Source organism: Micromonospora sp. NPDC006431, assembly GCF_042870725.1.
Taxonomy (GTDB): domain Bacteria; phylum Actinomycetota; class Actinomycetes; order Mycobacteriales; family Micromonosporaceae; genus Micromonospora.
In genome coordinates, this window is sequence record NZ_JBIAHQ010000016.1 from 31,768 (window position 1) to 45,348 (window position 13,581).

Below are 13,581 nucleotides of genomic sequence, written 5' to 3' on the forward strand. Positions count from 1 at the left end.
AGCCACCCGCAAAATTGTTGATTCGTGCTGCTGGCGGCCCTTCGCATCCTAGAAGAAGAAGTCCCGCCGGGCGGCTGGCAAAATCCATTCAGACCCGTCGGAATGACCGTTGGTGATATCCCCTGGGGGCGCTTTGACCAGTCACACGCGCGCGCTCCGGCGCCGAATTCTCACGCCGAACATCTCCGAGACCAGGCTTGACGTGCGTGGATTCCACGTGAAGAACCCGGCTTCCCGGGAATTGCTGGAAACCATCGGTCAAACCTTTCTCGCCGGTTACGCATTCGCCGTCGAGGCGGAAAGGCACGACGACGCCGTCCATCGGCTGGAAGGTATTCCCAATCGTTTTCGGGGGTTCGCCTACGAGGGCGCGACGATGGGCTTCGCCGTTCTCGACGCCCTGCCCTTCGGCGGGTCGACAAACGTGTCGCGCTTCCTCGCCGGCGCCGCCGACAAACACGTCTACATGGCGTACGTCGGGATCGGCTGGGCCATGGCGCGGGTCCCGCGCTTCCGGTTCCGCCGGCTGGCGCTGCCGGACCCGCTGCTGCGCTGGCTGGCCCTCGACGGCTACGGATTCCACCAGGCGTACTTCAAGACCGACCGGTACGTCCGGGCCCACTACCAGGAACCCGCGTTCCCGTGGCCCGCCGGCGGGCCCCGGTCCTACGTGAACCGGGCCATCGACCAGGGCATCGGCCGGGCCCTGTGGTTCGTCTGCGGCACCGCGGCGGACCGGGTGGCCGACACCATCGACGGCTTCCCCGAGCACCGGCGGGCGGATCTGTGGAGCGGTGCCGGCCTGGCCGCCACCTACGCCGGCGGGGCCGACGAGGACGAGCTGCGCTCCTTCCTGCGCCGCGCCGGCCGCTACCGCCCGCAGGTGGCCCAGGGCAGCGCCTTCGCGGCCGCCGCGCGGGTCCGGGCCGGCCTGGTCGTGCCCCACGTCACCACCGGCACCGCCGTCCTGTGCGGCATGACGCCCGCGGAAGCGTCCGCGCTGACCGACCAGCGCCGTCCGGAGGGACCGGACGGCGACCAGCTACCGGCGTACGAACTCTGGCGACAGCGGGTCGCCAACGACCTCGTGGCCATCGGGAGGAACTGACACATGTCCATGACAGTCGGCTGGCTTCGTCGGCACCTCGCCGGGGTCGTCGCCCTCATCCTCGTGGTGAGCCTGTTCTTCGCGTCCCGCCTGCCCAGCGCCTCCGCGGCGGAGCGGGAGCAGCTGGCGGACGGCTTCGCCTTCACCCCCACGGCCATCGCACTGCCGGGCGGCTTCCCCCAGCAGAGCATCCGGAAGGTCAACCAGCGGTACCGCAACATCGACGCCTGGATCTCCTCGGTCGGCTCGGCCATCGCCATGAACGACCTGGACGGCGACGGGCTGGCCAACGACCTGTGCGTGACCGACCCGCGTACCGACCAGGTGACGGTCACCCCGACGCCGGGCGCCCGCAGCGACCGCTACGCCCCGTTCGCGTTGCGGCCGGAGCCGCTGCCGATGAAGAAGGCGATGGCGCCGATGGGCTGCGTCCCGGGCGACTTCAACGAGGACGGCCGGATGGACCTCCTCGTCTACTTCTGGGGCCGGACGCCGATCCTCTACCTCGCCCGCTCCGACGCCCGGGCGCTGTCGATGGACGTTTACCAGCCGACCGAGCTGGTGCCCGGGTCGACCACCGAGTACACCGAGCCGCAGTGGAACACCAACGCGGTCGCCGTCGACGACTTCGACGGTGACGGCCACGTGGACATCTTCGTCGCCAACTACTTCCCGCACGGCCCGGTGCTCGACGACACCGTCTTCGGCGGCGTCGAGATGAACCACTCCATGTCCAACGGCCTCAACGGCGGCGAGGACTACTTCTTCCGGTGGACCGGCGCGACCGCCGGGCTCCGCCCGACCGCCACCTTCCAGAAGGTGGACAACGTCCTGCCCCGGGAGGTGTCGAAGGGCTGGGCGCTGGCCGCGGGGGCCAACGACGTCGACGGCGACCTGCTGCCGGAGCTGTACCTCGCGCACGACTTCGGCCCGGACCGCTTCCTGCACAACCGCTCGGTCCCCGGCAAGATCGCCTTCGAGCTGGTCCAGAGCGCCCGCAGCAGCGCCGTGGTGCCCAAGTCCAAGCGGGTCGGGCTCGACTCGTTCAAGGGCATGGGCATCGACTACGGCGACCTCGACGGCGACGGGCTGTACGACATGTTCGTCAGCAACATCACCACCTCGTTCGGCATCGAGGAGAGCCACTTCGCGTTCATCGGCTCGGCCAAGGACCGGGAGGACCTGCGCCGGCAGTTGACCGCCGGCCGGGCCCCGTTCGACGACCGCAGCGCGCCGCTCGGGCTGGCCTGGTCCGGCTGGGGCTGGGACGTCAAGATGGCCGACTTCAACAACAGCGGGCAGCTCGTGGTGGCGCAGGCGACCGGCTTCGTCAAGGGCGACGTCAACCGCTGGCCGCAGCTGCAGGAGCTGGCCACGGCCAACGACGACCTGCTGGACAACCCGCTGTGGTGGCCGCACGTCAAGTCCGGTGACGACATCGGCGGCAGCCAACGGCTGCACTTCTTCGCCAAGGGACGCGACGGCCGGTACGTCGACCTGGCCGGCGAGCTCGGCCTGGCCATCCCCGTGCCGACCCGGGGCATCGCCACCGGGGACGCGGACGGCGACGGTCGGTTGGACTTCGCCGTCGCCCGACAGTGGGACGAGCCGGTGTTCTACCACAACGACAGCCCGTCCGTCGGGGCGTTCCTCGGGCTGCGCCTGACCCACGAGCCGGCGGCGGACGCCGGCCAGACCAGCGCCGGTCGGCCGGTCTCCGGATCTCCCGCCGTGGGCGCCCAGGTGACCGTCACCACCTCCGACGGCCGCACCTTCATCACCCGGGTGGACGGCGGCAGCGGGCACTCCGGCAAGCGCAGCAACGAGGCTCACATCGGCCTCGGCAAGGACGTCTCCGGCCCGGTCGGCGTGCAGCTGAACTGGCGCGACCGGGACGGCCGGACCCACGAACAGAAGCTCCAGTTGTCCCCGGGCTGGCACGACATCCAGCTCGGCTCCCAGGCTCAGGAAAGGTGACGTTGATGGCCGCGACCACGATCGGCGCGCCTCGTCATGACCCGAAGGTCATCAAGGCTCTGCGCAACTTCGCCATCTCGATCACGGTGTTCAACATCGTCGGCTACACCCTGCTGGGATTCGAGCAGCCCTTCGTCTGGCCGTTCGTGGCCCTGGCCACCGGCTACTCCCTGGAGATCGTGCTCGAGGTGATCGGCGCCCGCGCCGAGGGACGCCGCCCCCGGTTCACCGGCAACGGCTTCCGCGGCTTCGTCGAGTTCCTCTACCCGGCCCACATCACCAGCCTCGCGATGAACATGCTGATCTACGTCAACGACCAGATCATCGCGCTGATCTTCGGGGTCTGCGTCGCCATCGGCGCCAAGTGGGTGCTCCAGGCACCGGTACGCGGGCGGATGCGGCACTACATGAACCCGTCGAACTTCGGCATCACCGTGATCCTGCTGGTCTTCCCGTGGGCCAGCATCGCCCCGCCGTACCACTTCACCGAGCACATCTCGGGGCCGCTGGACTGGGCGCTGCCCGCCCTGATCATCGTCGGCGGCACCATGATCAACGGAAAGCTCACCGGGCGGATGTGGCTGATCCTCGGCTGGGTGCTCGTCTTCGCGCTCCAGGCCGTCGTCCGGGGCCTGATCCTGGACACCTCAATCCCCGGCGCGCTGGCGATGATGACCGGCACCGCCTTCGTCCTCTTCACCAACTACATGGTCACCGACCCGGGCACCAGCCCGTCGAAGCCCTGGCCCCAGTTCATCTTCGGCGCCAGCGTGGCGATCGTGTACGCCTTCCTCACCGGCGCGGGGATCGCGTACGGCATCTTCTTCGCCACCGCGCTGGTGTGCCTCGGCCGGGGCATCTTCCACTGGTCGCTGCACTTCGTGAACAAGGCCCGCGAGCGGGCCGACAAGCCGCCGGCCGCCCTGCGGGACGCGCCGGTCTCGCCCGCGCCAGCGGCGAACGTCAACGGCACTCCGATGGGCGGAGAGAAGAAGGCGGTGCCGGCATGAGCGAGCGTCAGCGAGCGAATCATCAGAGCAGGATCGCCATGGTGGGTATGGCGTGTCGCTACCCGGACGCCACCTCACCGAGGGAACTGTGGGAGAACGCGATCGCCGGGCGCCGGGCGTTCCGCCGCCTGCCCGACGTGCGGATGCGGCTGGACGACTACTGGGACGCCGACCCGGCCACCCCGGACCGGTTCTACGCCCGCAACGCCGCGGTGATCGAGGGGTACGAGTTCGACCGGGTCGCCTACAAGGTGGCCGGCAGCACGTTCCGCTCGACCGATCTGACCCACTGGCTGGCGCTGGACGTCGCGGCCACGGCCCTCGCCGACGCGGGCTTCCCGATGGCCGAGGGGCTGCCCCGGGACCGGACCTGCGTCATCGTCGGCAACAGCCTCACCGGTGAGTTCTCCCGGGCCAACCAGCTGCGGCTGCGCTGGCCGTACGTCCGGCGGATGGTCGCCGCCGCGCTCAAGGAGCAGGACTGGAACGACGACCAGCTCGCCGAGTTCCTCGCCGACTTCGAGACCCGCTACAAGTCGCCGTTCCCGGAGATCGACGAGGACACCCTCGCCGGCGGCCTCTCCAACACCATCGCCGGGCGGATCTGCAACCACTTCGACCTCAAGGGCGGCGGCTACACCGTGGACGGCGCCTGCTCGTCCTCCCTGCTGTCCGTGGCGACCGCCTGCAAGACGCTGCTCGACGGCGAGGTCGACGTCGCCGTGGCCGGTGGGGTGGACCTGTCCATCGACCCGTTCGAGATCGTCGGGTTCGCCAAGACCGGCGCGCTCGCCCGCAACGAGATGCGGGTGTACGACCGCAACTCCAACGGGTTCTGGCCCGGCGAGGGGTGCGGCATGGTCGTCCTCATGCGCGAGCGGGAGGCGCTGGAGGCCGGGCACCGGATCTACGCCACGATCGCCGGTTGGGGCATCTCCTCCGACGGCAAGGGCGGCATCACCCGCCCGGAGGTCAACGGCTACCAGTTGGCGCTGCGCCGGGCGTACGAGCGGGCCGGCTTCGGCATCGAGACGGTCGGCCTCTTCGAGGGGCACGGCACCGGGACCGCGGTCGGCGACGCCACCGAGCTGCGGGCGCTGTCCACCGCCCGGCAGGCGGCCGACTCCGCCGCCGCTCCGGCCGCGATCAGCTCGATCAAGGGCATGATCGGCCACACCAAGGCGGCGGCCGGCGTCGCCGGGCTGATCAAGGCCGCCATGGCCGTGCACCACGAGGTGCTGCCGCCGGCGATCGGCTGCGTGGACCCGCACGAGCTGCTCACCAGCGACGACGCGGCGCTGCGGGTGCTGCCGAAGGCGGAGCGCTGGCCCACCGACGTGCCGGTCCGCGCCGGCATCACGGCGATGGGCTTCGGCGGCATCAACACCCACGTGGTGCTGGAGAAGCGTCAGACGCGCCGCCGTTCCACCCTGGACAGCCGGACCCGCAGCCTCGCCTCGTCCCGCCAGGACGCGGAGCTGCTGCTGCTGGACGCGCTGTCCGTGGCAGATCTGCGCGAGCGGGTGGCCAAGCTGCTCGAGTTCGTGCCGCACGTGTCGTACGCGCAGCTCGCCGATTTGGCCGCCACCCTGCACGGCGAGCTGCGCGACCTGCCGTACCGGGCCGCCGTGGTCGTCTCCTCGCCCGAGGAGGCCGAGCGGCAGCTCCAGCGGATCGCCGAGGCGCTGGACGCCGGGGAGGCGCGGCTCTTCTCCCCGGACGGGCGCTGCTTCCTCAACCACGCCACCGGCACCGCCCGGATCGGCTACCTCTTCCCCGGTCAGGGCTCCGGCCGAGGCACCAGCGGTGGCGCCCTGCGGCGGCGGTTCCCGGAGGTCGACGAGGTGTACCGGCGGGCGGCCCTGCCCACCTCGGGTGACATGGTGGCCACCGCGGTCGCCCAGCCGCGGATCGTCACCGGCTCGATGGCCGGCCTCACCGCCCTCACCGACCTCGGGCTGGAGGCCGCCGTGGCGGTCGGGCACAGCCTCGGTGAGCTCTCCGCCCTGCACTGGGCCGGTGCCATGGACGGGGAGACCCTACTGCGGGTCGCCGGCGTACGCGGCGGCACCATGGCCGAGCACAGCGCCTCCGGCACCATGGCCGGCATCGCCGCCTCGGCCGAGACCGTGACCCGGATGATCGACGGCACCGCACTGGTCGTCGCCGGCTACAACGGCCCGGAGCAGACGGTGGTGGCCGGCCCGGTCCAGGCGGTGGAGGGGTTCTGCGACGCGGCCCGCCAGGCGGGCCTCGGGGCGACCCGGCTCAACGTGTCGCACGCCTTCCACTCGCCGCTGGTGGCCCCCGCCGCCGCGGCCTTCGCCGAGCGGCTCGCCGCCGAGGACTTCGGTCCGGTCGGCCGCCCGGTGGTCTCCACCGTGACCGGTGAGGTGCTCGGCCCCGACACCGACATCCCGGCGCTGCTGCACCGCCAGATCACCGACGCCGTGCTGTTCCAGCAGGCGGTGACCGTGGCGGCCAAGGACATCGACCTGTTCGTGGAGGTCGGGCCCGGGCACGTGCTCACCGGTCTGGCGGCCGCGACGACCGAGATTCCCGCGGTGGCCCTGGACACCGACGACGAGTCCCTCGGCGGGCTGCTGCGGGTGGTCGCGGCCGCGTACGTCGTGGGTGCGCCGGACGTGCACAGCGGGCTGTTCCACGGCCGGCTGGTGCGACCGCTGGCGGTGGGGCAGACGTTCACCTTCTTCGGCAGCCCCTGCGAACAGGCCCCCGAGGTGACCGTCCGGCAGGCCGCCCGGCCCGCCGAGGCACGGCCGGCCGGGGTGGTCGAGCCGGCCCGCGAAGGCGAGTCCAGCCTGGACCTGCTCCGCCGGCTCGCCGCCGAGCGGGCCGAGCTGCCGGTCGAGATGGTGCACGGCGACAGCCGGCTCCTCGACGACCTGCACCTCAGCTCCATCACGGTGGGACAGGTGGTCAACCAGGCGGCCCAGCAGCGCGGGATCGCCGCCTCGGCCACGCCGACCAACTTCGCCACCGCCACGGTCCGCGAGCTGGCCGAGGCGCTGGAGGAGTTGGCGGCGACCGCCCGGCCCGGCGAGACCGGGGCCGCGCCGGTGGTGACCGGCGCGGCCCCCTGGGCGAGGGCGTTCCGCGTCGACCTGGACGTGGCGGCGCTGCCGGCGGTGCGCGCCGAGGAGAGCGACGGGCGCTGGCAGGTGTTCGCCCCCGACGACCACCCGCTCGCGGCGCGGCTGCGCCAGGCGTTGCAGCAGCGTGGGGTCGGCTCGGGGGTACTGGTCTGCCTGCCACCCGACTGTGCCGAGGAGCAGCTGGAGCTGGCGCTGCTCGGTGCCCGCGCCGCGCTGGCGGCCGGCCCGGGCACCCGGTTCGTCCTGCTGCAGCACGGGGCCGGAGCGGCCGGGTTGGCCCGGACGCTGCGGCTGGAGGCGCCCCAGCTGCGGGTGACGGTCGTGGACGCCCCGCAGGCCGGCGAGATGGTCGACCGGGTGCTCGACGAGGTCGCCGCGACGGCGGACTACGCCGAGGTCCACTACGACGAGACCGGCGTACGCCGGGTGCCCGTCCTGCGTGCCCTGCCGGTCCGGGCCGGCCGGACCGAACAGCCGCTGGGCGCCGACGACGTGCTGCTGGTCACCGGCGGAGGCAAGGGCATCACGGCGGAGTGCGCGCTCGCGCTGGCCGCCGATGCCGGGGCGCGGCTGGCCGTGCTGGGCCGGTCCGACCCGGCCGAGGACGACGAGTTGGCGACCAACCTGCGCCGGATGGCCGACAGCGGCGTCACCGTCCACTACGCCCGCGCCGACGTCACCGACGCCGAGCAGGTCCGCCGGGCCGTGGCCGAGGTGACCGAGGCGCTCGGACCGGTCACCGCGGTGCTGCACGGCGCCGGCCGCAACGAGCCGGTCGCGCTGACCGGCGTCGACATGGCGGCGGTACGGCGTACCTTCGCGCCGAAGGTCGGCGGGCTGCGGGCCGTGCTCGACGCGGTCGACCCGGACCGGCTGCGCCTGCTGGTCACCTTCGGCAGCATCATCGGCCGCGCCGGCCTGCGCGGCGAGGCGCACTACGCCACCGCCAACGAGTGGCTGGCCGGCCTGACCACCGACTTCGGCCGCCAGCACCCGAAGTGCCGCGCCCTCTGCCTCGAGTGGTCGGTCTGGTCGGGCGTGGGCATGGGGGAGCGGCTGTCCGTGGTGGAGAGCCTGGCCCGGGAGGGCGTCACCCCGATCTCACCCGAGCAGGGCGTGGCGCTGATGCGGCGCCTGGTCGCCGACCCGGACGCGCCGCCGGTGGTGGTGGTCAGCGGGCGGACCCAGGGCATCGACACGGTCCGGTACGACCGGCCCGAGCTGCCGCTGCTCCGGTTCGTCGACAAGCCGCTGGTCCACTACCACGGGGTGGAGCTGGTCTGCGAGACCACGCTCAGCGCCGGATCCGACCTCTACCTCGCCGACCACCTGCTGGACGGCAACCTGCTCTTCCCGGCGGTGTTCGGGATGGAGGCGATGGCCCAGGTGGCGACCGCCCTCACCGGCCGCCGCACCGTGCCCCGCATCGAGCAGGCCGAGTTCAGCCGGCCGATCGTCGTGCCGCCGGACGGTGCCACCACGATCCGGATCGCCGCGGTGGTCACCGACGACGACACCGCGGAGGTGGCCATCCGCAGCGCGGAGACCGGCTTCGCCGCCGAGCACTTCCGGGCCCGGCTGGTCTTCTCCACCGATCCGACGCCGGCCGGGCCGCCCGACCAGGTCGGCGCGGGGCTGCCGGAGGTGCCGCTCGACCCGCAGCGTGACCTGTACGGCGACACGCTGTTCCAGGGCGGCCGGTTCCAGCGGCTGCGCCGCTACCACCGGGCGGCGGCCCGGCACGTCGACGTGGACGTGGCCGTGGTCGGCGGCACCGACTGGTTCGCCGGGTTCCTCCCCGGCGACCTGCTGCTCGGCGACCCCGGCATGCGGGACGCGTTGATGCACGGCAACCAGGTCTGCGTGCCCGACGGGACGCTGCTTCCGGCGGGCATCGAACGGATCCACCCCGGCGGTCCCCGGCTCGCCGCGGATCGGGAACTGCGCTACTGCGCCACCGAGCGCAGCCGGGACGGCGACACCTACGTCTACGACATCGCCGTCCGGGACGACAGTGGCGAGGTGGTCGAACGCTGGGCGGGCCTGCGCCTGCACGCCGTACGCAAGAAGGGCGGGGCTGGTCCCTGGGTGGCGCCGCTGCTCGGCTCCTACCTGGAACGCGCCCTCGGCGACCTGGTCGGCGCCGCGGTGGCGGTCGCGGTGGAGCCGGACGGTCCGGCGGAGGCCGACGGGGTGGCCGGGCGGCGGGCCCGCACCGCGGTGGCCGTCGGCCGGGCCGTCGGCGCCCCGGTCCAGGTGCGGTACCGGCCGGACGGGGCACCCGAGATCGACGGTGACCGGGTCGTCTCCGCCGCGCACGGCGCCGGCGTGACGCTCGCGGTGGCCGGGGCCGGGCCGCTGGCCTGCGACGTGGAGGAGGTCCGGCCGCGGGACCGGCAGGCCTGGCGGGATCTGCTCGGCTCGCACGACGACCTGGTGGAGCTGATCGCCCGGGAGGCCGGCGAGAGCGTCGAGGTCGCCGCGAGCCGGGTCTGGACCGCCGTCGAGTGCCTGCAGAAGGCGGGCCTGCCGGGCGCCCCGTTGACCCTGACCCCGCCGAGGCGGGACGGCTGGGTGGTGCTCACCGCCGGCACCGTGGCGGTGGCGACCCTGTCGACCCGGCTGCGCGACCGCGCCGAGCCGGTGGTCTTCGCGATCCTGACCGGCAAGGGGGAGCAGCGGTGAGCGACTACTTCGAGTACCCGCACGTCGTGGGATTCGAGGAGACCAACATCGTCGGCAACGTCTACTACGTGAACTACCTGCGCTGGCAGGGACGGTGCCGGGAGATGTTCCTCAAGCGCAACGCCCCCGAGGTGCTGGCCGATCTGCAGGGCGACCTCAAGCTGTTCACCCTGAAGGTCGACTGCGAGTTCTTCGCCGAGATCACCGCGTTCGACGAACTGTCGATCCGGATGCGGCTGGTGGACCTGGCGCAGACGCAGGTCGAGTTCAGCTTCGACTACGTACGCCTGGACCCGGGCGGCGGCGAGACCCTGATCGCCCGGGGACGGCAACGGGTGGCGTGCATGCGCGGGCCGAACACCCGCACCGTGCCCACCCGGGTGCCCGAGCCGCTGATCCGGGCGCTGGAACCGTACCGGGCCCTGACCCGGGCCTGACCCGACAGGGACCGCGAGGAGGGGACCAACGTGAGCGTCGACCACCAACCGTCCGGGCAGGCCACCGATACCAAACAGCTACGGGGAGCCTTCGGCACCTTCGCCACCGGAGTCACCGTGGTGACCGTGGGCGGCCCGGCTCCACACGGCATGACCGCCAACTCGTTCACGTCGGTCTCCCTGGACCCGCCCCTGGTGCTGGTCTGCGTGGAGCGGCGGGCGGTCATGCACGAGGCCCTGCAGGCCGCCGGCACGTTCGGGGTGTCGGTGCTGGCCGCCGACCAGGAGAAGGTCGCCCGCCACTTCGCCGACAAGTGGCGGCCGCTCGGCCGGGCCCAGTTCGACGCCGTCGACTGGGTGCCCGGCCGGGCGACCGGGGCACCGCTGATCGAAGGCGCCCTGGCCCGCTTCGAGTGCACGCTGTGGCGGGCCTACGACGGCGGCGACCACACCATCTTCATCGGTCGGCTGCTGTCGATGGAACAGCAGCGGGAGGAGGAACCGGTGCTCTTCCTCCGCGGCCGGTTCCGTCAGGTCGGCGCGGAGCACAGCGAGGTGGGGCGGTGACCGTCACCAGGAGCAGGGCCGTGCCGCCGGGCCCCTCCGGCGTCGCCCTGCTACCGACACTGTGGAAGTTCGGCTTCGACCGGCTGGGGCTGATGACCTCGGCGGCCCGTACGTTCGGCGACGCCGTGCGACTCGCCCCCGAGCCGAAGCCGTTCTACTTCTTCAACCATCCGGACCACGCCAAGCACGTGCTGGCCGACAACAGCCGGAACTACCACAAGGGCATCGGCCTGGTGCACGCCCGGCGGGCGCTCGGCGACGGGCTGCTGACCAGCGAGGGCGAGCTGTGGCGCAAACAGCGGCGGGCGATCCAGCCGGTCTTCCAGGCCAAGCGGATCGCGCAGCAGGCCGGGGTGGTCGCCGAGGAGGGGGCCCGGTTCGTGGACCGGATACGGACCACCGCGCCCGGACAGCCGGTGGACGTGATCGAGGGACTGACCGACCTGACGCTCGGCGTGCTCGGTCGTACCCTGCTCGACACCGACCTGAGCGCCTACCACTCGGTCGGCCGGTCCTTCGAGGCGATGCAGGACCAGGCGATGTTCGAGCTCGCCACGATGAGCGCCGTGCCGATGTGGGTGCCGCTGCCCAAGCAGGTGCGGTTCCGGCGGGCGCGGCGCAACCTGCAACGGGTGGTGGACCGGCTGGTGGCCGACCGGATCGCCCGGGACGGGGAGAGCGTCGCCGGCGACGACGCCCTGTCCCGGCTCATCCAGTCCACCCGGGAGGAGCGCGACCTCCGGGTCGGCCGGCAGCGGATGCGGGACGAGCTGATCACGTTGCTGCTGGCCGGGCACGAGACGACGGCCAGCACACTGGGCTGGTCGCTGCACCTGGTCGACGAGCACCCCGAGGTGCGGGAGGGGCTGCACGCCGAGGCGGTCGAGGTACTGGGCGACCGCCTGCCGACATACGAGGACCTGCCCCGGTTGCGCTACACCACCATGGTGGTGGAGGAGGTGATGCGCCTCTTCCCGCCGGTGTGGATGCTGTCCCGCAAGGCGCAGGGCCCGGACACGGTGGCCGGCTACGACGTACGGGCCGGTGCGGACGTGCTGATCTGCCCCTACACGTTGCACCGGCACCCGGCCTTCTGGCCGCAACCCGAGCGGTTCGACCCGGGCCGGTTCGACCCGGCGCACCGGCCCGACCGACCGCGCTACGCCTACCTCCCGTTCGGCGCCGGCCCCCGGTTCTGCGTGGGCAACCACCTGGGCATGCTCGAGGCAGTCTTCGTGCTGGCCCTGATCTCCCGCGAACTGCGGCTGACCAAGGTGCCCGGTCACCGGGCCGTACCCGAGCCGATGCTGTCGTTGCGGGTCCGGGGTGGCCTGCCGATGCACGTCCATTCGGTCCGCTGAGGCGGCGACCGACGCCCCCGCACCGACACCGGTGCGGGGGCCGTGTCACGCCGCGCTAGCCGTGGCGCGCGCCGATCGTCCGCCGTCGCGCCCGCTCCCGCCGCAGCGCCGATTGCCGGGCGTCCAGCAACGCGAGCAGTACGGGCGGGTCGACGATCCGCATGGGCTGGAGCGAGAGGTCCACCTCCAGGGATCTGTGCCGGGTGATCAGCAGGGGCCCGATGCTGCCGACCCAGGTGGCGTCCGCCGCCGGCACCTTCTCCTCGTCCGGTCCGACCGAGTGGGCCAGCAGGTGCCACGCCCCGACGGGTACCGGGTCGAGGGTGAACTGTCCCGGGGTGTCGAGAATGCGGCACTGCACGGGCCGGCCCTCGGGAATCCGCTGCGGGAACATCCCCACGAAGACCCGGTTCGCGGGCATCCCCGGAGCTCCGGTGATCCGCCCGCGTACCGTCCCGCCCGGCCGGTCGGCGACCGCGTGCCCGTCGGCGATGGGGACGTGGGTGGTGAATCCCCCCAGGCGCCGGAATGTGGTGGGTGACAGTCCGACGCTGCGGGTGAACCGCGAGCTGAACGTCCCGACGCTGGAGTAGCCGACGCGCAGGCTGACGTCCGCGACGCTGAGCGAGGTGGACCTCAACAGGCGCTTGGCCTGCTGCAGTCGCAGGGCGGAGAGGAACCGCCCCGGTGAGACTCCGGTGGCTCGTTGGAAGATACGGGTAAAGTGGAACTTGCTGAACAGGGCCGTCTTTGCCATGTCGTCAACAGTCAATTGATCTGCAAGATTCTCTTGCATGTATTCAATGACTCGTTCGGCAGCCCTCACGCTCGGATCCTTCAAAGCCTCCCCCTTGCCGAAAACGGCTAGACAGTGGCTCTCGGTGCAATGCGCTCCCATTCTGAATGGCGGAGACGGCTGACTCATCCCCATCGCGGGCCGCCCTTTCCGCTCGTATCAGATGGGCGTGAGCAATTGGCGTCCACCACTGTCCGTGCCGAGATGATGCTAGCGGGGGCCTGCTGGAGGGTGCAACATCCACGGCGACGGCGCGACTACCGTCCGTGATGATCGAGGCGGACTGCAAGGGTGACGCAGCGCGACGACAGTGGCCGCGTGGCCGTGAAAATGATGATTCACGGTTCCTATTCTTCATCTGGCAACAGCTCGTTGAAGTGCCCTTAATGGTTGCTGGACGCGCCTCGAGTGCGAGGCTGATCGCTGTCGCAAACTTGTCACAACCTTTGCTATATCAAATAGTCCAACTTCGATGCCTCCCTCGAAAATCCGGCAACTGCGGTGAGTTGTCGATAGCAACCATC

The 13,581-nt window shown here is 71.7% G+C and carries 8 protein-coding genes; 7 read left to right on the top strand and 1 reads right to left on the bottom strand.

Annotated features, from left to right (window positions below):
- Positions 1-133 precede the first annotated feature (133 nt).
- From ACFYM6_RS24500 to ACFYM6_RS24530, 7 genes are read left to right on the top strand one after another with little or no spacing between them, the layout of a single operon-like run.
- Positions 134-1,108, top strand: coding sequence for a DUF1702 family protein (locus ACFYM6_RS24500; RefSeq protein ID WP_387279045.1), 975 nt, complete (start codon positions 134-136; stop codon positions 1,106-1,108).
- 3 nt (positions 1,109-1,111) lie between these two features.
- Entirely contained in the window at positions 1,112-3,085 is a 1,974-nt protein-coding gene (locus ACFYM6_RS24505; protein WP_387279047.1) for a CRTAC1 family protein, read from the top strand.
- 5 nt (positions 3,086-3,090) lie between these two features.
- Positions 3,091-4,095, top strand: a complete 1,005-nt coding sequence (locus tag ACFYM6_RS24510) for an enediyne biosynthesis protein (RefSeq protein WP_387279049.1) — start codon at positions 3,091-3,093, stop codon at positions 4,093-4,095.
- Positions 4,096-4,142: 47 nt separating this feature from the next.
- Positions 4,143-9,896 carry an SDR family NAD(P)-dependent oxidoreductase gene (locus ACFYM6_RS24515; protein ID WP_387279271.1) on the top strand — a complete coding sequence of 1,918 codons (5,754 nt, stop codon included), beginning with the start codon at positions 4,143-4,145 and terminating at the stop codon, positions 9,894-9,896.
- Entirely contained in the window at positions 9,893-10,333 is a 441-nt protein-coding gene (locus ACFYM6_RS24520; protein WP_387279051.1) for an acyl-CoA thioesterase, read from the top strand. Before ACFYM6_RS24515 ends, ACFYM6_RS24520 begins: the two co-directional genes overlap by 4 nt.
- Before the next feature lie 30 nt (positions 10,334-10,363).
- Positions 10,364-10,900, top strand: a complete 537-nt coding sequence (locus tag ACFYM6_RS24525; RefSeq protein WP_387279052.1) for a flavin reductase family protein — start codon at positions 10,364-10,366, stop codon at positions 10,898-10,900.
- A complete protein-coding gene (locus ACFYM6_RS24530) occupies positions 10,897-12,261 on the top strand; it encodes a cytochrome P450 (protein WP_387279053.1) in 1,365 nt (454 codons plus the stop codon). Before ACFYM6_RS24525 ends, ACFYM6_RS24530 begins: the two co-directional genes overlap by 4 nt.
- A 55-nt stretch (positions 12,262-12,316) precedes the next feature.
- On the opposite strand, the gene ACFYM6_RS24535 is transcribed toward ACFYM6_RS24530, so the two are convergent.
- A complete protein-coding gene (locus ACFYM6_RS24535; RefSeq protein WP_387279055.1) occupies positions 12,317-13,057 on the bottom strand; it encodes a helix-turn-helix domain-containing protein in 741 nt (246 codons plus the stop codon).
- Between the last annotated feature and the right edge of the window lie 524 nt (positions 13,058-13,581).